Origin of the sequence: Sorangium sp. So ce1036, from assembly GCF_051369805.1 — a bacterium.
Taxonomy (GTDB): Bacteria; Myxococcota_A; Polyangia; order Polyangiales; family Polyangiaceae; genus Sorangium; species Sorangium cellulosum_F.
Map to the genome: position 1 here is coordinate 3,991,708 of NZ_JBBMOX010000001.1, position 18,114 is coordinate 4,009,821.

The window sequence follows — 18,114 nt, forward strand, 5'->3', positions numbered from 1 at the left end:
TGTGTGGTGAGCACCCGGCGCGCAGCGCCCTCCGTGGGTGAGGGTGTGAGCCACGCCTCGCTGTCATGCGTGGCAGGGCGCTTCGCGGGGTGGCCCCGAGAGACGCGCCCTTCCGGGGCTCACCGCTCCGGGCTCGCCGGGCCGCGCGGATGCGAGCGCCAGTGTGATCACACGAATCCAGACTGGGTGATGCTCTCCTGGGCTCGCTCCCCTCGGAGGATCTGCGATCGTCGCCGCCGGGGTTGCAGCATGTGGATTTTGTGGTTTGGTTTGCCCTCCTGAATACGTTGCTTACCTGAAAGGAAAATATCGTTGAACTCGACGATCTTCGGCGCCAGGGCCTGCCTCGTGGGCTCGGTCGCGCTGCTTGGATGGGCTGGCTGCGTCTCCCTCGATCACCAGGGCACGGATCTCGAAAGCGACGGCGCCGACGAGGCCGGCGAGGTCGCTCAACCCCTGTCGACGATCGCCTTCCGCGCCAGCTCGACGGCGACCGGAAAGAACCTGACCTCGTTGACCGTCGCGAGGCCGGCGGGCGTCGTGCAAGGTGATGTCCTGCTCGCGCGCATCGCCAATCGGGACCAGGTGGCCGCGGTGATCACCCCGCCGGCGGGGTGGGCGCTGCTCCGCTCGGATCAGAGCGCGTTCGCCGTCAAGTCGTGGGTCCTCTGGAAGGTGGCGACCAGCGCGGAGCCCGCGAGCTACGCCTTCGGCTTCGACGTGCCGGCCTACCTGGCGGGGAGCATCGTGGCGTTCAGCGGCGCCGACCCCGCGAACCCGATCGACGCGGTGAGCGGCCAGAAGAACGGGAACTCCGCGACCCTGGCCGCGCCCGCGGTCACCACCGCGGCGCCGGGCGGCGTCGCGGTCTGGTTCGGCACGCAGGTCTGGACCGGCTCGGCCTGCCCGGCGAGCCCGATCGCGCCGCCCTCGGGCTTCACCGAGCCCTTCGACACGTGCCTGGTCTCGTCGTCGAAGGGCCTCCTGTTCGACGCCGCGTACGCGCAGCTCGGCGCCGCGGGGTTGCAGCCGGCGTGGAGCGGCTCCTCTCCCTTCCCCAACACGAACACCGCGCAGGTCGTCACGCTGCGGCCCGCCGGCGCGCCGAGCTGCACCGTGGGCGACACGTACGCAAGCACCTACACCACGGTAGGGAGTCTGACCTCGACCGATATCGTGGAGATCTCCGGGCTCGCCGCGAGCCGCGTCAACCCGGGCATCCTGTATGCCCACAGCGAGAACAACGCGAATTTCGTCGCCATCGACAGGACCAGCGCGGCGGTCGTCGGAAGCTACGTTGCCGGCGTGTTCCCCTGGGACTGGGAGGACGTCGCGACCGGTCCGTGCCCCGCGGGGAGCTGCATCTTCATGGGAGACATCGGCCGCGTCAGCGGACACCCGCCGCCCGCCCCGACGACCTTCGCCGTTTACCGCATGAAGGAGCCGAATCTCGCCGCGGGGGAGACGAGCGGCACGGTGGCTGGCGAGCGGTTCCCGTTCAAGTATCCGGACACGCCGCAGAACGCCGAGGCGCTCATGGTGCATCCGACGACGGGGGATATTTACGTCGTGACGAAGGACGGGACCGCGGGGCTCAGCAAGGTGTACAAGTTCCCGAGCCCGCTCCCGGCGCCTGACACCATGTCGACGCTCATTCACGTGGCGGACCTCCAGATGCCCCTGGGTCCGGACGGAAACTTCCGTTCTGTCACCGCCGGCACGATTCACCCGTGCGCTGATCGGTTCCTGCTGCGCACCTACCGGGCCGTCTACGAGTACCGTGCGCCGGTCGGAGCAGGCTTCGAGGCGGCCTTCGCGGCGTCGCCCGTCGCGCTCACGGACACGGTCGAGGGGCAGGGCGAGTCCATCGAGTACGAGGCGGACGGCTCCGGGTACTTCACGATGACCGAGAGGGAGGCTGCGCCGTACCCGCTCAAGCGCGTCGCTCGCCAGTAGGACGCGTCGGCGCGGCACAGCGGGTGAAGAGGGCCCGAAGAGGGCCCCTCTTCGTTCGAGCCAATGCCAGGTAGGGAACGCGACGATCGCAGGCGCTGCCCCTGGCCGATCCCCTGAAGCCAGCGCGCCGCGCACGGTTCCATCCGCACTCCGTCGATCCGCGTCCCATGGAACCGTGCTACGATGACCGGGGCACGTTGCCTCGAATAAGTTTGCTTCGAAAGACAAGGAGTGCGGCATGGAGCTCAGGGCATGGTGCGCGGCGCTCTGCGCAGGGATGATGGGTGTCGTGGGGTGCGGCGGGAGCTCGGGCGAAAACCAGGGCAGCGGCTCGTCGGGCGCCTCGGGGACGGGCTCGAGCTCGGGGACGGGTTCGAGCTCGGGGACGGGCTCGAGCTCGGGGACGGGCTCGAGCAGCGGAGGGTCAGGGGAGGGAGGTGGCCTCCTCGACCCCGGGTCCAGCGGGGCGCTCGGTGGGACAGGCGGCCAGGGCGCGGGCAGCGCGGGGTGCGAGCACGTCGATGTCGTGTTCGCGCTCGACAACTCCTCGAGCATGAACGAGGAAAAGGAGTCGATGCGCGACGTCGTGTTTCCGGCCTTCGCGCAGGCGCTGCTCAATATCAAGAGCATCAAGGACTTCCGCGCGGCCGTGCTGGACGCCTGCCCCAGCCCCGCGAACTTCCACACGCGCGGCAACGCGGGCGAGTGCACGTTCCAGAGCGGAGAGGTGTGGATGGATAGCTCGAGCACCGCGCTCACGAGCGAGTTCCAGTGCGTCGCCGATCTCTACTCGGACGACATGGAGTGCAGCGGCAACAGCGACGACGAGCAGCCCGCGTCCGCCGTCGCCGCCGCGCTGGAGGCACCGTTCTCGGAGGAGGCGAACGCGGGGTTCCTCCGCGACGATGCGCTGCTCGTGGTGGTGGCGATCACCGACGAGGACGAGCAGCCCGTCCCCCGCCAGTCGCCGCAAGAGATTCACGATCGGCTCGTCGCCACGAAGGGCGAAGCCAAGAACGTCGTGTTCCTCGGCATCGGCGGACAGACCGAGTGCGACGGGGTCTATGGGAGCGCGGACGAGGCCCAGAACATGCAGCGGCTCGTGAGCACGTTCGCTGAAGACGGCCGCGGCTTCTTCTGGGATCTGTGCGCCGGGCGCCTCGAGGACGGCCTCACGAACGCCCTCTCGACGATCGAGGCGGCGTGTGAAGAGTTCGTGCCGCCCCCGAGATGATGACGACAGGCGGACCGGCGGGCGCCGCGGGGCACCCCGCCGGGTCTGCGCGATACGCCGCCGCGCCTGATACGCCGCCGAGGCACCTGGCGCGCGCTGCGCGGGTGCTAGGGTGGCGCTCATGTCGAACGTGCTCCGAGCGACGCTCCTGAGCCTCTTCGGCAGCCTCGCCCCCGGCTGTGCCTCCCCGGGCCCGCCCGCCGCGACGACGCCGCCCCGGGCGCCGGCGGATCTCGTGATCACGGCCGGCGTCGTCCGGACGATGGATCCCGGCAATCCGCGCGCCGAGGCGGTCGCCGTGCGCGGCGAGCGGATCGCCTTCGTGGGCAGCGCGGCCGACGCGCACGCCTTCATCGGGCCAGGGACGCGCGTCGTGGATCTGCCGGGGCGCGCGGTCGTGCCCGGGCTCGTCGACGGGCATGTCCATCTCTACGGGCTCGGGGTCGCGCTCGAGACGCTGAGCGTGCGCGGCGCGAGGAGCGCCGGGGAGGCGGCGGCGATCGTGGCCGAGGCGGCGAAGGCTCGCCCGAAGGGCGAGTGGATCACCGGGCGCGGCTGGGACCAGAACCTCTGGCCGGGCGCCGCGTTCCCCACGCGCGCCCCGCTCGACGCGGCGGCGCCCGAGCACCCGGTCGCGTTGCGGCGCGTCGACGGGCACGCGCTCTGGGCGAACGCGGCGGCGATGCGCGCGGCCGGGGTCGGCAAGGGCACGCAGGACCCGCCGGGCGGGCGCGTCCTGCGCGACGCGGCGGGCGAGCCGACGGGCGTCTTCATCGACAGCGCGATGGGCCTCGTCGAGGCGAAGATCCCGGCCGACCCGCCCGCCGTGCGCGAGCGGCGCATCCTGCGCGCGGCCGAGCGGGCGCTGTCGTCCGGGCTCACGGCCGTGCACGAGATGGGCGTCGACGACGCGACCGTGGAGGTCTACCGCGCGCTCGCCGCCTCCGGGCGGCTGCCGATCCGCGTCCACGCGTACCTCGCGGGCGAGGGGAGCCTCGAGGGGCTGAGGGGGCGCGCGCCCGACGTGGACCCGACGGGCACGGCGATGTTCGTGCTGCGCGGGGTCAAGCTCTTCGCCGACGGCGCGCTCGGCTCGCGCGGCGCGGCGCTCCTCGCGCCCTACGAGGACGAGCCGTCGACGAGCGGGCTCATGCTGATGGATCGCGAGGCGCTCGCGCGCGCGGCGCGGCTCGTCGCGGACGCGGGGTTCCAGCTCGCGGTGCACGCGATCGGCGATCGGGCGAACCGCGCGGTGCTCGACGCGTTCGAGGCGCTCGGCCCGGGGCGGGCGGCGGCGCTGCGGTTCCGGGTGGAGCACGCGCAGATCGTCGCGCCCGAGGATCTGCCGCGCTTCGCGGCGCTCGGCGTGATCGCCTCGATGCAGCCGACGCACGCGACGAGCGACATGCCGTGGGCGCCCGCGCGGCTCGGCGCCGATCGGCTGGAGGGCGCGTACGCGTGGCGATCGCTGCGCGCGTCGGGCGCGCGGCTCGTGTTCGGCTCGGATTTCCCCGTGGAGGAGGTCTCGCCGCTGCTCGGCCTGTACGCGGCCGTGACCCGGCAGGATCTCTCGGGTCGGCCGCCGGGCGGGTGGATGTCCGCGGAGCGGCTCGACCTCGACGAGGCGCTCCTGGCCTTCACCGCGGCGCCCGCGCACGCGGCCTGGGCCGAGGGGCAGCGGGGCCGGATCGCGCCCGGCTACGTGGCCGATTTGACGGTCCTCGGCCGCGATCTCGCGCCCGATCGCTCGCTGGTCGACACGCCGGTCGACATGGTGGTCGTGGGCGGCCGCGTGGCGCGCGCGCCGCGGCCGCGGTGAACCCCGCGCGCCGCGGCCTGCCGGCGCAAGGACAGGGCCCCTCGCGCTCGCTCACCCCGCGCGCCAGGCACGGTCGTCCTCGGCCTCGTCCCTGGGCCACGCCATCTCGGCCAGGCCGCGGAGCAGGGCCGCCTCCGGCGTGCCAGGCAGACCCGCCTCGCGCGCCGGGATCACCAGGCTCCGCTGGACCGCCGCGAACGGCGCCCGCCTCGCGATCAGCAGCTCGCAGCGGCCGCTCACCTCCGCGCCCATCGGCGGCGGGGCAGGGGGCCCCGGCGACAGCCCGTCCGGGAGCTCGGCGAGCGCCCCGAGCAGCTCCTCGATCTCCTCCGCCGTGAGCGCCCGGGCGCGCGCCTCCCGCCCGCGGTCCCTGCTCGAGCGAAGGAGCGCGGTCCCCTCCGCCCGCGCGCGGAACGGATCGGCGGAGGAGACCGGCAGCGTCAGCTCGACCTTCACCCAGCGCCAGTCTCGCCATGCCGGCTCCGGCGCCAGCGCGACGCCATCGAGGACCAGCAGCCAGTCCGGCGCCGGCGTGCGCGAGAGCGCGCGCTCGGCCCAGCGCCGCAGCGTCCGCCGCCCTGCCCACGGCGAGCGCCCCGCGCGCCAGTCGCGGAACGCGAGCTCCTCGCGGTACGCCGCGCCGGGCAGCCACGCCCTGCCCGCCTCGAGCGCCCCCCACACGGCGAGCCCCGCCGCGAACGCCGGGCCCACGCTGATGCACTGGACCAGCCCCGGAATGCAGACGCCGGCCGCGACCAGCACGGCGCCGCCCGCGGCGGTCGACGCGGCGACCTGGATCGCCCCGAGCCCGAGCTCCCACGGGCGAGAGCGCTGGCAGCGCCGGTGCAGCTCGGCGGTGCTCAGCTCCCTCGGATCGCAGGTCGCTCGGCTCATCTCCCGGCGCCACGGCCGGAGAGCGGCCGAGCGCTCACCAGTATACCGCGAGCCCGGGGGGGGCCGCGCCGTCAATCCGCCCCGCCCGGCAGGGCGATCGGCCCGACCTTCGCCCGGGTCGCGCGCAGGTAGTCGTCCGGGGACACGAGGATCTGCGTGCCCCGCACGCCGGCCGAGATGGAGATGACATCGAAGAGCGCGACGGTCTCGTCGGCGTAGACGGGATAGGCCCTCTTCGCGCCGAGCGCGGTGACCCCGCCTCGGACGTAACCCGTCAGCGGCTGGACCTCCTTGAGCGGCACGGTGTCGACCTTCCGATCGCCGGTGAGCCGCGCCATCGCCTTCAGGTCGAGCTGGGCGTTGCCCGGCACCACCGCGAGGCAGACGCCGTGGCGGTCGCCCCGCGCCACCAGCGTCTTCCACACCTGCTCCGGCGGCATGCCGATCTTCCTGGCCACCGTGGCCGCGCTCAGATCGTCCGGATCCACCTCGTAGGTGCGCAGCTCGTAGCGGATGCCGAGGCCGTCGAGGATGCGCGCCGCGTTCGTCTTCATCGGGCCGATCATGCTACGAGGTGCGCGCCGATGGCGACCGAGAAGGCCAACGCGCGGCCCGCGTGAGCGCCGCCTCGTCGATCTCGTCCTCGGCGGCGCGCTCGAGCGCCGCGCGGAGCCCGTCATCGGCCGTGGTCTCGGCGGCGATGCGGATGAGGCCCTGCGCCTCGGGGTGATCGGCGATCCGCAAGAGCAGGGCGGCGCTGAGCCGGCGATCCGGCGGGGCGCTGGGGTCGCCCAGGATGTGGCGCACGTCCTCCAGGGTCAGGCCCGTCGTGCGGTAGTCGCCGGCGAGGAGCAGCTTGCGGAGATCCTCGCGCCAGGTCGCGAGGTCGCGGCCGCGCCGCTCCAGCGCCTCGGCGCCGCGCGGGGCGGCGCCCCCCGTGCCGCGCTCGCGCGCCTCGCGGATGCGCTGGGCGAGCGCATCGGCCAGGTCGCGCCCCGCCGCGAGCTCGACCGGACGACCGTGACCCCGGCGCAGGAGGAGGTGGCCGTCGCGCGCCTCGATTTCGGTGAGGTCGGTGCAGGGGAGCCAGTCGCGCGAGAAGGGGCGCTCGACGAGCACGCCGTCGCTGCCCACCACGATCCGCACGGGGCGAGCGGCGCGGCGAATGAGCCAGGCGGACAGCAAGGTGAGCGACAGCCAGCTCACCAGCCACGTGACGCCGTTCGCGTGGAGGAGGCCGATCGCGGAGCACAGCCACAGCGTCAGGAGCCAGACGATCATGGCGACCGGCAGGCCGACGCAGCCGGCCGCGAGCTCGCGGCCGGCGCTGCCGAGCGAGACCTCGACGCGCCGCGCTTCCGGGTCGAGCCCGAGGGCCGCAAGCAGCCGCGCGCCCTCCTCTTCGCTCTTGACCTGCACCTCGAGCTGCCGCCCGCCGCGGAGCTCCAGCGCGACGCGGGAGCGCGGCTCGGGCACGACCAGGCCCGAGCGGATCGCGGCGCGCGGGATCCGGCGCGTCGCGGCGCCGCGGGTGAGGCTCAGGCCGTCGGCGCCGGCGGCCACGAGCACCGCGCCGCGCTGGCTCCGGTAAGCCGCGGTGACGAGAGCGCTCATCAGCGCGAGGTGGATGCCGGCGAGGAAGCTGGATCCGCTCCAGGCCAGGACGTCGGAGTCCGTCGGGCGGAGGGACGGGGGCGCGAGGACGGCGGCGAGCACGCCGACGACGAAGGAGCCCACGCTCAAGAGCAGCGCGAGGCTCCCGAGGATACGCCCCAGGCCCGGGTAACGATGCGTGATGCGGAAGCTCGTGAACGTGAACGAGGGGCCGGCGTGGGGCGGCATACGGCCGCATTGTCTCTCGACCCGGACCACGTGCCGAGCGGCTTCGCCGAGGATTCGACGCGTCGCGAGCGGCCGAGTTCGCAATCTGGCTCATCATGGCACAGCGTGCTCCACGGGCTGCTGCCTCGCGAGCACCGAAAACCACGGGATCCGGGGCCGGTACGTTCCATGCACAGGGGCGGCACGGCCGCGTCCGACCCAGGCACGTGAGAACCCACGCGGCCAGGAGAACTCCATGGGTATGCGTTTCCACTTTGCTCTCGCGCTGGGGAGCCTCCTCGCGCTGGGGGCGTGCTCGATCGACTCGACTTCAGACGACTCGACCTCAGGCGGCTCGACCTCAGGCGGCTCGACCCCGGATGACAACAGCGACGGCGAGATCCCCGGTAGCGGCGCCGGCTTCGTGGACGGCGGCGGGAGCGTCGGCGCCAGCGACGGTAGTTTCGGAGACGAGCCGCCGGGTTCCGTCGGCGCTGCCGCCGGCTCCAGCACCGGCGCGGGCGCCGGCACCGGCACCGGCACGGGCGCCAGCACCGGCACGGGCGCCGGCGGTGGGGGCATCGGCGGCAGCGGAGGCGCCGCGGGCACGGGCGGCAGCGGCGGCGGTGAAGGCGTCGGCGGCGGCGGAGTCGGTGAAGGCGGCGGCGGCGGCGGTATCATCGAGCCGGTCGAGCCGGTCGAGCCGGGCACGCTCACCGCGGGGGCCTGGGACGACAACCGCAACTTCGACTTCTTCCTCTCCTACCGTGACGCGCAGCACGCGCAGCAGCTCCCGGGCCTCTTGCCCTTCACCGCGCAAGATCACCAGGCCGCGCACAGCCTCTTCGCGGCGCCGCCCGGGCCGCGGAAGACGCTCGACGTCTCGCTCATCATCGACACGACCGGGAGCATGGGCGACGAGATCAGGTATCTCCAGACGGAGTTCATCGCGCTCTCCGAATCCATCTTCGCCAAGTACCCGAACGCCGAGCAGCGCTGGTCGCTCGTCGTTTACCGGGACACCGAGGACGACTACATCGTGCGGTGGTTCGGCTTCCGCGACGATCCGCAGGAGTTCCAGCAGAAGCTCGCCGCGCAGACGGCGAACGGCGGCGGCGACTTCCCGGAGGCGCCCGACATGGCGCTCCTCAAGGCGGCGGACCTCGCCTGGCGCACGGACGACGACACCGCGCGCCTCGCCTTCTGGGTCGCGGACGCGCCCCACCACGACAACAACGCGGCGGACATGGCGGACGGGATACTGGCCCTCAAGGATCGCGGAGTCCACATCTATCCGGTCGCGTCGAGCGGCGTGGACGAGCTCACCGAGCTCACCATGCGCTCGGCCGCGCAGATGACGGGCGGCCGCTACCTCTTCTTGACGGACGACTCCGGCGTCGGCGGCTCGCACAAGGAGCCGACGATCCCCTGCTACTTCGTGACCAGGCTCGACAGCGCGATCCTGCGCATGGTCGACATCGAGCTCTCCGGCACCTACCGCGAGCCGGAGCCGTCCGAGATCCTCCGCACGGGCGGCGACCCCCAGGACGGCGCGTGCACGCTCTCGTCGGGCGACGAGGTGCTCGTGTTCTGAGCCGGATCCCCTCCGCGCCGCCGGCCGCGCCGGACCCGCGGGGGGCCTCGGCTCAGACACCGACGAGCTGGCGCTCGACGAGCCGCCGGTACAGCCCGTCCTCTGCGGCGAGCGCCGCGTGGGCGCCGCTCTGCACGATCCTCCCGTGGTCCATCACGAGGACGCGGTCGGCGCCCATCACGGTCGAGAGGCGATGCGCGATGATCAGCGTCGTGCGCCCCTTCATCAGCCGGTCGAGCGCCCCCTTCACGAGGTGCTCGCTCTCGGCGTCGAGCGCGCTCGTCGCCTCGTCGAGCACGAGCAGGCGCGGGTCCTTGAGCACCGCGCGGGCGATGGCCACGCGCTGCTTCTGCCCGCCGGAGAGCTGCACCCCGCGCTCGCCGACGAGCGTCCGGTACCCCTCCGGGAAGCCCAGGATGAAGTCGTGCGCGTTCGCCGCGCGCGCCGCGGCCTCGACCTCCTCGTCCGAGGCGCCCTCCCGGCCATAACGGATGTTGTCCGCGAGGGTCGTCGCGAACAGCAGCGGCTCCTGCGCGACGATGCCGATCTGCCGCCGGAGCCACGTGGGCGACAGCGCGCGGAGGTCGCGGCCGTCGAGGAGGATGCGCCCCTCGTCGGGATCGTAGAGCCTCAGCAGCAACGACGCGATCGTCGATTTGCCGGCGCCGGACGACCCGACCAGCGCGATGACCTCCCCGGGCCGCACGGAGAGATCGATGCCCCGGATGACCTGCGCGTCCCTGCGGGCCGGATAGCTGAACGTGACCCGCTCGAGCTCGAGCGCCCCCTGCACGGCGGGCGGCTCGACGCCGCCCGAGAGCGGCATGGCGGGCGCGCGATCGAGCAGATCGAAGACGCGCTCGGCGGCGCCCGTGGCCTTCATGAGCTCGGCCCAGAGGTCGCCCAGGCCGCCGAGCGAGACCGCGACGAGGAGCGTGTAGACGAGGAAGGAGGTGAGCGCGCCGAGGGTGATGCTCCCGGCGACCACGAGTCGGCCGCCGTACCAGAGCACGAGCGCCGCGGCGCCGTAGCCCGCGAGCGTCACCGCCGCCGTGAAGCCGCCCGTGGCGCGGATGCGCTCCCTGGCGAGCGCGAGCGACGCCTCGACCCGGCCCGCGTAGCGCCCCCCCTCCTGCTCCTCGGCGGCGAAGGCCCGGACCGTGCGGATGCCCGAGAGCACCTCCTCGGCGACCTCGCTGGCGCGGGCGAGCGCGTCCTGGACCGCGCGGGAGAGCCTGCGGATCCTGCGGCCGTGGATCGTCGCGAAGGCGAGCACCGGGGGGATCACCGACAGCATCAGCAGGGTGAGCCGCGGCGACGTGTAGACGAGGAACCCGAGCCCGCCGACCACCGACGCGACGAGCCGCAGCGCCGCCGAGACATGGGTGCTGACGGCGCCCTGGAGCACCGTGGTGTCCGACGCGAGGCGGCTCGTCAACTCGCCTGTCCTGCGGCGGTCGAAGAACGCCGTCTCCTGCTGGAGCAGGTGCGCGAAGAGGTCCGCCCGCAGCCGGGCCACGACGCGCTCGCCGGCGGTGGCGAAGAGCACATACCGCAGCGCGACGGCGACGGCCTGAACCAGGATGAGGCCGACGAGCCAGAGGGCCGTCCTGTCGACCACCTCCGCGGGCCCGCCCGGCCCGAGCGCGCCGTCGATGAACACCCGGATCGCCTGGGGGAACAGCAGGCTCACCGCGCTCCCGACGCCCAGGAACAGGGTCCCCAGCGCGAGCCTCCCGAGCTCGGGGCGCGCGAGGTGGACGAGACGGCGGAGGTGCGCGGGGCCCGGGCGTCGCCCCTTGTCCAGGCTCTGCATTGAACGGCGATAGCCTAGCAGACTCCGCGACCGCGGCGCGCCTCATCCCACGGACACGACTCGACCCCCTCCCGGAGACTCCGACGCGACGACGCGACAGCGTGACGTGGATGTCCATCGATCCCTGGATGCGCGCTGTGCTGGCCAGCACATTGACGTGCTCCTGTGTCAGCCTGCCACGAACGGCATTTCTGCCACACCGCACGCTGTGGCATTATTTCCCATTCGCCGGGCGCCTCGTGAGCGCGCCGAGTCGCCTGTTGCGACGAGTCGAGTGTCGTGTTGCGTCTGAATGGACAGACACGACGTGAATTGCAGACGCGACGCAACGATCCGGTGTGGCTGCGTTACTGCTCTGTTCGCGGCGTGTGTGGTCCGACGGTTGCTGAGCTCTCCGCCGACCAAAGGAGGTCAACTTATGAAGAAGATCCTGTCTCTGCAGAAGCTCTCGATGAACGCGACGAACGGCGGCGGTGGCGGCGGCGAGGGCTCGAACCTCAGCTTGCTCGCGACGTGCTCGAACTCGATCCTCAGCCTCCTCGTCTGCTGAGGGATGCCGTGATGGAGGGATCGGCGCCCTCGGGCCGCCGATCCGATGCGAAGTCATCTCCTGGGCTTCATGCCCGGGAGATGACTTTGCCGTTTCTGCATCCTGCTCCTCGGGGCGAGGCGCGGCTCCTGGGAGCCTCCGTGGCCGCCTCTCGCGGTGAGGTCAGCGCAAACTTTGGGGCGCGTCACATCGGCTCCCCGCAACCGTTCCAGTGAGGGCGCATGCTAGGCATCGATAGAAGGGCAATGGACCGTATCGTGGATTTCGTCATCGTTCATCCAGAGCGCTACGAGAGCCTGGAGCGATACCGGTCCGAGACGGGCGAGTTCAGGGAGCAGGTGAGGCGCCTCGTGCCGGAGGGCTGGACGGTCGGCGGGGACCAGGGGACGTGGTGCGAGGTCCACCCGCCGGATCTCCGGGTGCCGGACGCCGGGTTCAAGATCCACCTGTCGACCGCGCACGACAGCGCGAGGGACCTCCTGGCGGCGGTCGTACCGATCGTGGTGGAGGAGGGCGTGCCGTTCAAGGTCCTCGTCGACGAGCAGATCCTCGACCTCGGCAACTCGACGTTCTGGGGCCGCGGGGCGTGCGGGAAGTTCGTCACCGTCTATCCCGCCGACGTCGAGCAGCTCAGGCGGCTCATGGCGCGCCTCCACGAGGCGACCAAGGGCTTCCGCGGCCCCTACATCCTGTCCGACAAGCGGTACAAGGACAGTAAGGTGCTCTTCTACCGCTACGGCGGCTTCAGGAAGGCGCAGCGGGTGAGCTCGTTCGGTGAGCCGGTCGTCCTCCTGCGGACCGAGGGCGGAGCGCTGCTCCCGGACGAGCGGCTGCCCTACTTCGCCTTGCCCGAGGGGGTGGACGACCCGTTCCCGGACACGGAGGAAGAGGACGACGAGCTCGTCCTGAAGGGCAGGTACAAGGCGATCGAGGCGCTGGGCACCTCCAGCAAGGGCGGCATCTACCGGTGCCTCGATCTCGAGACGAACACGGAGGTGGTCGTCAAGGAGGCCCGCCCGCTCGTGAACCGGGGGCGGAGGGTCCCCCACGACGCCGTCGATTGTCTGACGAACGAATACCGCGTCCTCCGGCGCCTCGAGGGCACGGGCGTGGCCCCGAGGCCGATAGAGCTCTTCCACGAGTGGGAGCACTGCTTCGTCGCCATGGAGCTCGTCCCGGGCGTGCCCCTCTCGTCCTATCTCGCCCGCTGGCGCGCCAACATCGTCCTCGTGCCGTCGCCGACCGCCGACCAGGTGCGGGCTTACTGTGAGGAGCTCCTCTCGATGGCGAGGAAGATCATCGCGGGCGTGCGGGCGATCCACGAGCGCGGCGTGGTCATTCAGGACGTCTCGCCGCGGAACATCCTGTTCGACCCGGAGCGGGGCACGGTCAAGCTCATCGATTTCGAGGCGGCGTACATCGCCGAGGGCGGCGCCGAGGGCCTGTTCATCCCGATCTACACGCCCGGCTTCGGCGAGGCGAGGGGGATGGATCGGCCGCCGACCTTCGCGGACGATTACAGGGCGCTCAGCCGGGTGCTCGGTGAGCTGCTGTACCCGGTCACGGCGTTCTTCTCGATCGCGCCCGAGCGCCGGGCCCCGATGCTCGCGCACTTCGCGCGGGAGAGGGGCGTGCCCGAGGCGTTCGTGCGGCTCACCCTCGGCGTGGGCGAGGCGCCGGAGCGCATCCCCGCGCTGCTCGCGGAGGCGGAGCGCAGCCTCGGGAGCATCACGGCGCCCGCGCCGGTGCCGCCGCTCCGGGGGGACGACGAGCTCCGGAAGATCGTCGGCGCCATCGGCAGCCACATCGTGGACCAGATCCAGCGCGCCGACGACCCGCTGGACCTGCCGTCGGACTACCGGCGCTGCGTGACGAACCCGCTGAGCGTCGCCTATGGCGCCTCCGGCGTCGCGCTCTTCTTGATGCGCACGAGGGGAGAGGTCCCCGAGGTGTTCCTCGAGGCGCTGGCGCGCGAGGCGTCCAGCGTCAGCAACGATCGGTATCCGCCCGGGCTCTACGTGGGCAGCGCCGGGATCGCGTGGACGCTCCTGGAGCTCGGGATGCGGAGGACCGCCGAGGAGCTGATGGAGACCGCGGCCCGGTCGCCGATCCTCTTCGAGAACGCCGACCTGTTCTACGGGGCGGCCGGCTGGGGGCTCGCGAACCTCTACTTCTTCGCGCAGCTCGGGGACGAGCGGTACCTCGGGAACGCGGTGGACGCGTTCGATCACATCGAGCCGCTGCTGGAGAGGGGCAAGGGGGGAACTTCTTACAAGAACACGGATGCCGTCTATCACGGCCTCGCGCACGGCGCCGCGGGCATCGGCTACTTCGCGCTGCGGCTCCACCGGGTGACGGGGCGGGAGGAGCACCTCGAGGTGGCGAAGGGGCTCCTCGATTTCGATCTCGCGAGCCTCGAGGAGGAGAGGCCGGGGTACGCGCAGATCAGGCGCTCCGTCGGCGACCGGCTCGTCTACCCCTACTGGCGCATCGGCGGGGCGGGGGTCGGCGCGGTCGCGCTGCGCTTCCACGCGGCGCTGGGGGAGGCGCGCTACCTCGAGGCGGCCCGGAAGATCGCCCGGCAGCTCGAGGGCAACTACACCGTCTTCCCGACGAACTTCTCCGGCATGGCGGGGCTCGGGAACTTCTTCGTGGACATGTACCGCCGCACGGAGGAGGCGAGTTACCTCGAGGAGGCCCGCCGGTTCGTCGACCGGGTGATGCTGTTCGCGCGGGGCAAGCCCGCCGGCCTCTCGTTCCCCGGCGAGGAGCTGCGCCGCATCTCCACCGATTACGGGACGGGCTCCGCCGGGACGGGGCTCTTCCTCCACCGGCTCGTGGCGGGCGGCGGGCTCCCGTATCTCGATTTCTGACGCGATGATCGGCGGGACACGCGGGATGCGGCGGGCGGCCGACTTCCGTTCTGCTTGCGGAGGAAGCGCTGCGCCGCCGGCGGACGTGGCGCTGGTGCCGGAGGCGTGAGGAGGCGTGGCTCCGGCGCCCGGGCAGGGGTCGGGCGTGCGCCGCGACGACCCTTCCGACGAGCCCGTCCGGAGTCCGCGCGGGCGCGCCGGGCGCGGCGCGCGAGGGCCTCGGCGGACGCCGGGCGGCCGCGCGCAACGGCGCGCGCTGCTGGCGGGGCCGGCGGTCGTGGGAGACTTCAGGTCGCGCACCTCGGCGGCATGCGGCAGCCCCCGACGAACGTCTGCGGCGTCCTCACGCCGTGCGCCACCGAGCGGGCGCGCGTGGGTCGTGGGGGGAACGCGGAGGCTGGGCGAACGCGGGGGAAAGGAGCATGATTGAGCGACAGCCATGAACGCCATCAAGGTCGCAACCACGATTGACGAAGCCGTCGCCCGCGCGATCCCGGCCCTGCGCCCGCTGCTCGGGAAGCACGTGGAGCTCATCGCGCTCGATGTGGCGCCCGCGCCGGCGCCGAAGCATGGGCTGACCGTCGGCGAGCTCCTGGCCTCGCGCATCAAGCTGCCGCCGGGGATGGGCCCCCTTTCCCAGGAGGACATGGAGCGGGCCATCGCGGAAGGAGCGCTCGGCCGCCATGAAGTCCTTTGATACGAACGTCGCCGTTCGCCTCCTCGTCGAGGACGATCCGGCGCAGTGTGAGCGGGCCGGGCGCGCATTTCAGCAGGCGGTCGCGGAGGGGGGTGTGTTCTTCTCGGCGACCGTCCTCATCGAGGTCGCCTGGGTCCTCCGCGTCGCGTGCAAGCAAGATCGCGCGACCATCGCGGCAGCGCTTCGCAGGCTCGTTGAGACGGAAGGGGTGACGATCGAGCAGGAAGCGATCGTCCGTCGAGCGATTGCCGACTTCGAGGCGGGACCGGCCGACTTCTCCGACTACGTGATCCGTGAGTCGTCCCGCGCAGCGTGCGCCCTCCCGGTGTTGACGTTCGATGCGCGCTTCGCACGTGGCGCAGACGTGGAGCTCGTGCCGGAGACGTGAGGACGCGTGCCTCCGGGCGCCCGGCAAGGGACGTCCGGGCCAGCGCCGTGAAGGCGCTTCCGTCGAGCCCGTCCGGAGTCCGCGCGGGCGCGGCGTCTGCGGGGGCGCGCCCGGCGCGGCTCGCGACGGCCTCGGCGGGCGCGGGGCGGTCCCGCGCAGCGGCGCGCGCCGCCGGCGAAGGGTCGCCTGCGGAGCCCTGGCTCAGGCGGGCCTCCGGGCCCACGCGCCGAACACGACGTCGCTGACGAACGTCGCGTTCGCCTCCTCGCGCTCTTTCGTGAGGCGCTCCTCGAGGGTGTCGACGTCGATCTCCGGCTCGGTGGCGACGCCCTGCTGCACGATCCGCGGCATCATCGCGCGGAGGATGGCGGCGGTGGGGTAGCGCGTCGCCGGCGTCTGCACGACCGCCTCGGCGCGCACCTGCTCCAGCGCGAGCCCTGCCGCCGAGAGCACGGACGCGAGGTGGAAGCCCATGTGGAGGTCGGCGCCCTCTCGCTCCACCGTGCGCCACATCCAGTGATGCGCGCGCTCGTGGAGCGGCAGGGGGGTGATGGACGCCGGCACCATCGTGGCGTCGTGTTCCTGAAAGACGATCACCCCGCCCGGGCGCAGCGCGCGGGAGAGACCTCGCACGGCGCCCACCGGGTCGGCCTGGTACATCAGGACGCGCCTCCCGACGATCGCGTCGAAGAGGCCGTGCTCGGGGGCGAGCGCGCCCAGGTCGCCCTCGGCGAACGTGACGCTGGAGAGGCCGAGCTCGCGCGCTCGCGCGCGGGCGGACTCGAGCGCACGCGCATCGCGGTCGAGGCCCAGCACCTGCCCCTGCTGTCCCACGAGCCGGGCGACCATGAAGGAGACGGCACCAGGACCGCAGCCCACGTCGAGCACGCGCATGCCGGCGCCGATGCCCGCGTCGGCCAGCAGGCGCTCTGTCATTTCGTTCACCATGCCCGCGTTGTAGCGCCGGAGGCGTTTGCGCTGGAGGGCGCCGTTTTCGCCCGAGCTGGCGAGGTTTTCGCTCGGGGTGGGGGAGGCCAGCACCCGGGTCGAGCTGCGCGACCACGATGGCCCGCTCCAGGATCTCATCGCCAGGGACTTCGCCGACGCGCGCCCCCGTCCGCGCCGCAGAGGCGTCCTCCCCTGCGCTGGCCGGGGAGCGGCGCGCCGATCTGCCAGCGTCAGGGCGTCAACGCAAAGCAGTAGATCCCGCCGTAGCCGCCGCCGGAGCCGACGGCGTTCGCGCCGGGCTGCGGCCCGCCTGTATCCGCGAGGTGGACGCCCGGCGCGCACCCGGGCGCGTCGTGGGCCGATATCCAGTGGTTCATGTTGAAGCCCCCGCCGCCCGGGAAGCCGGGCCCGCCGAGGCTCCTGGGCCACGAGTGTCCGACGCGCGGCTTCGATCCCGTGTTGCCCACCGCGCTCGTCCAGTCGTCGCACGTCGCCGTCGGGCCATAGAGCCGCCCTTGGTCGTTGCTCCCCGTCATGGTGTCGTGGTTGTCCACCTCGGGTTGGTTCGGGTCGGGCTGGTGGTTGGGGACGCCGTCCTCGTTCGGCAGGTCGTTGATGATCGTCTCGTCGGCCCCGGCGATACGCTCGTTGAGCAGCTCCTCCTTGCTGCTGGCGACCAGCCGACCGAGCCGATCATACCAGGGCCCCTCGCCGATCCGGTCGATCGCGTCGACCTGATTGCCGTCCTCTCCTGCCACGGCGCTCAGGAAGGCGCGCCACGTCTTGCTCCCTGCGCCCGGCATGCTCTTCTCGGCGATCGTCGCGCAGATCTTGTCCGCGCCGCGCAGCCCTGCGCCCGGGCCCGTCTCTCCGAAGCGGAGATCGCCTCCGAAGCCGTCCTGGGAGCCCGACAGCTCCCGCATGGCGGCGAGGCTGGTCACGAAGAAGCTGAATCTCTCGGTCGTCCCGCCGCCAGTCGTCGTGGTGGTGGTGCCGCCGCCGGTGGTCGTGGTGGTGGTGCCGCCGCCGGTCGTCGCGGTGGTGGTGCCGCCGCCGGTCGTCGTGGTGGTGGTGCCGCCGCCGGTCGTCGCGGTGGTGGTGCCGCCGCCGGTCGTCGCGGTGCCGCCGGTCGCGGTGCTGCCGCCGCCGGCGGCGGTGCTGCCGCCGCCGGAGCTCGATGACGTGTCGGTCGCTCCGTCATCCGGGGAATCCGACGAGGCATCCGCTCCGGAGCAGCCGATCACGTGCAAGAGCAGCGCCGCGGTGAGAGGGAGCAACGAGGGGCAAGAAAGGCGTGTCATGGTTTCCGTTTCCTTGTTCCTGTCAAGTCAGTTGGTCCGAGCTGCCGGGCGCCTCCGGCGTGGCGCCGCCGGGGCACGGCAGCCAGCGAACGCACCCGGAAGGCGCCGTCGAGGCGCGTGGGATCGCCGGTCGATCCATCCCGTTCCGCAGATCCGTCGGGGCGCCCGGCGTGCCGCCGCCGTCAGCCGTCGAGATCGAACAGATGAGAGACAGAAGGTTCAT

Annotated in this window: 14 protein-coding genes; 8 read left to right on the forward strand and 6 right to left on the reverse strand. The window is 72.5% G+C overall.

The window, feature by feature from the left end:
- Positions 1-312: 312 nt before the first annotated feature.
- The 3 genes from WMF31_RS15265 (at position 313) to WMF31_RS15275 (ending at position 5,009) form a co-directional block, all read left to right on the forward strand.
- On the forward strand, positions 313-1,956 hold the full coding sequence (locus tag WMF31_RS15265) for a cell wall anchor protein (protein ID WP_436602651.1): 1,644 nt from the start codon (positions 313-315) through the stop codon (positions 1,954-1,956).
- 238 nt (positions 1,957-2,194) lie between these two features.
- Positions 2,195-3,190 (forward strand): hypothetical protein, encoded by a 996-nt coding sequence (locus WMF31_RS15270; RefSeq protein ID WP_436602652.1) that lies wholly within the window; start codon positions 2,195-2,197, stop codon positions 3,188-3,190.
- Between the two features lie 121 nt (positions 3,191-3,311).
- Positions 3,312-5,009 carry an amidohydrolase gene (locus WMF31_RS15275; RefSeq protein WP_436602653.1) on the forward strand — a complete coding sequence of 566 codons (1,698 nt, stop codon included), beginning with the start codon at positions 3,312-3,314 and terminating at the stop codon, positions 5,007-5,009.
- Between the two features lie 51 nt (positions 5,010-5,060).
- Here the strand turns inward: WMF31_RS15275 and WMF31_RS15280 are convergent, their stop codons facing one another.
- The 3 genes from WMF31_RS15280 to WMF31_RS15290 all read right to left on the reverse strand — a co-directional run bounded on the left by WMF31_RS15280 (position 5,061) and on the right by WMF31_RS15290 (position 7,745).
- Complete coding sequence (locus WMF31_RS15280; RefSeq protein ID WP_436602654.1) at positions 5,061-5,903, reverse strand: hypothetical protein; 843 nt, start codon at positions 5,901-5,903, stop codon at positions 5,061-5,063.
- A gap of 71 nt (positions 5,904-5,974) precedes the next feature.
- Complete coding sequence (gene ybaK, locus WMF31_RS15285; RefSeq protein WP_129349291.1) at positions 5,975-6,457, reverse strand: Cys-tRNA(Pro) deacylase; 483 nt, start codon at positions 6,455-6,457, stop codon at positions 5,975-5,977.
- Positions 6,458-6,470: 13 nt separating this feature from the next.
- On the reverse strand, positions 6,471-7,745 hold the full coding sequence (locus WMF31_RS15290) for a hypothetical protein (protein WP_436602655.1): 1,275 nt from the start codon (positions 7,743-7,745) through the stop codon (positions 6,471-6,473).
- A 235-nt stretch (positions 7,746-7,980) separates the two neighbouring features.
- On the opposite strand from WMF31_RS15290, the gene WMF31_RS15295 reads away from it, so the two are divergent.
- On the forward strand, positions 7,981-9,318 hold the full coding sequence (locus WMF31_RS15295) for a vWA domain-containing protein (RefSeq protein ID WP_436602656.1): 1,338 nt from the start codon (positions 7,981-7,983) through the stop codon (positions 9,316-9,318).
- Between the two features lie 52 nt (positions 9,319-9,370).
- On the opposite strand, the gene WMF31_RS15300 is transcribed toward WMF31_RS15295, so the two are convergent.
- Entirely contained in the window at positions 9,371-11,134 is a 1,764-nt protein-coding gene (locus WMF31_RS15300) for an ABC transporter ATP-binding protein (protein ID WP_436602657.1), read from the reverse strand.
- Positions 11,135-11,552: 418 nt separating this feature from the next.
- On the opposite strand from WMF31_RS15300, the gene WMF31_RS15305 reads away from it, so the two are divergent.
- The 4 genes from WMF31_RS15305 (at position 11,553) to WMF31_RS15320 (ending at position 15,642) form a co-directional block, all read left to right on the forward strand.
- The gene (locus tag WMF31_RS15305; protein ID WP_129349283.1) at positions 11,553-11,684 is read left to right on the forward strand and encodes a SapB/AmfS family lanthipeptide; all 132 of its coding nucleotides are present in this window, start codon (positions 11,553-11,555) and stop codon (positions 11,682-11,684) included.
- Positions 11,685-11,929: 245 nt separating this feature from the next.
- Entirely contained in the window at positions 11,930-14,557 is a 2,628-nt protein-coding gene (gene lanKC, locus WMF31_RS15310; protein ID WP_436602658.1) for a class III lanthionine synthetase LanKC, read from the forward strand.
- A 439-nt stretch (positions 14,558-14,996) separates the two neighbouring features.
- Positions 14,997-15,254, forward strand: a complete 258-nt coding sequence (locus WMF31_RS15315) for a hypothetical protein (RefSeq protein WP_129349279.1) — start codon at positions 14,997-14,999, stop codon at positions 15,252-15,254.
- The gene (locus WMF31_RS15320) at positions 15,241-15,642 is read left to right on the forward strand and encodes a PIN domain-containing protein (protein ID WP_436602659.1); all 402 of its coding nucleotides are present in this window, start codon (positions 15,241-15,243) and stop codon (positions 15,640-15,642) included. The genes WMF31_RS15315 and WMF31_RS15320 overlap by 14 nt, the downstream gene beginning before the upstream one ends.
- Before the next feature lie 201 nt (positions 15,643-15,843).
- Here the strand turns inward: WMF31_RS15320 and WMF31_RS15325 are convergent, their stop codons facing one another.
- Positions 15,844-16,578 carry a class I SAM-dependent methyltransferase gene (locus WMF31_RS15325; RefSeq protein WP_436602660.1) on the reverse strand — a complete coding sequence of 245 codons (735 nt, stop codon included), beginning with the start codon at positions 16,576-16,578 and terminating at the stop codon, positions 15,844-15,846.
- Between the two features lie 242 nt (positions 16,579-16,820).
- On the reverse strand, positions 16,821-17,891 hold the full coding sequence (locus WMF31_RS15330; protein ID WP_436602661.1) for a hypothetical protein: 1,071 nt from the start codon (positions 17,889-17,891) through the stop codon (positions 16,821-16,823).
- Positions 17,892-18,114 lie beyond the last annotated feature (223 nt).

Coding starts and splice junctions, on each gene's coding strand:
- WMF31_RS15270 (WP_436602652.1), top strand. CDS start 2,195: ATGGAGCTCAGGGCATGGTGCGCGGCGCTCTGCGCAGGGATGATGGGT.
- WMF31_RS15275 (WP_436602653.1), top strand. CDS start 3,312: ATGTCGAACGTGCTCCGAGCGACGCTCCTGAGCCTCTTCGGCAGCCTC.
- WMF31_RS15280 (WP_436602654.1), bottom strand. CDS start 5,903: ATGAGCCGAGCGACCTGCGATCCGAGGGAGCTGAGCACCGCCGAGCTG.
- ybaK (WP_129349291.1), bottom strand. CDS start 6,457: ATGAAGACGAACGCGGCGCGCATCCTCGACGGCCTCGGCATCCGCTAC.
- WMF31_RS15290 (WP_436602655.1), bottom strand. CDS start 7,745: ATGCCGCCCCACGCCGGCCCCTCGTTCACGTTCACGAGCTTCCGCATC.
- WMF31_RS15295 (WP_436602656.1), top strand. CDS start 7,981: ATGGGTATGCGTTTCCACTTTGCTCTCGCGCTGGGGAGCCTCCTCGCG.
- WMF31_RS15300 (WP_436602657.1), bottom strand. CDS start 11,134: ATGCAGAGCCTGGACAAGGGGCGACGCCCGGGCCCCGCGCACCTCCGC.
- WMF31_RS15305 (WP_129349283.1), top strand. CDS start 11,553: ATGAAGAAGATCCTGTCTCTGCAGAAGCTCTCGATGAACGCGACGAAC.
- lanKC (WP_436602658.1), top strand. CDS start 11,930: ATGGACCGTATCGTGGATTTCGTCATCGTTCATCCAGAGCGCTACGAG.
- WMF31_RS15315 (WP_129349279.1), top strand. CDS start 14,997: ATGAACGCCATCAAGGTCGCAACCACGATTGACGAAGCCGTCGCCCGC.
- WMF31_RS15320 (WP_436602659.1), top strand. CDS start 15,241: ATGAAGTCCTTTGATACGAACGTCGCCGTTCGCCTCCTCGTCGAGGAC.
- WMF31_RS15325 (WP_436602660.1), bottom strand. CDS start 16,578: ATGACAGAGCGCCTGCTGGCCGACGCGGGCATCGGCGCCGGCATGCGC.
- WMF31_RS15330 (WP_436602661.1), bottom strand. CDS start 17,891: ATGACACGCCTTTCTTGCCCCTCGTTGCTCCCTCTCACCGCGGCGCTG.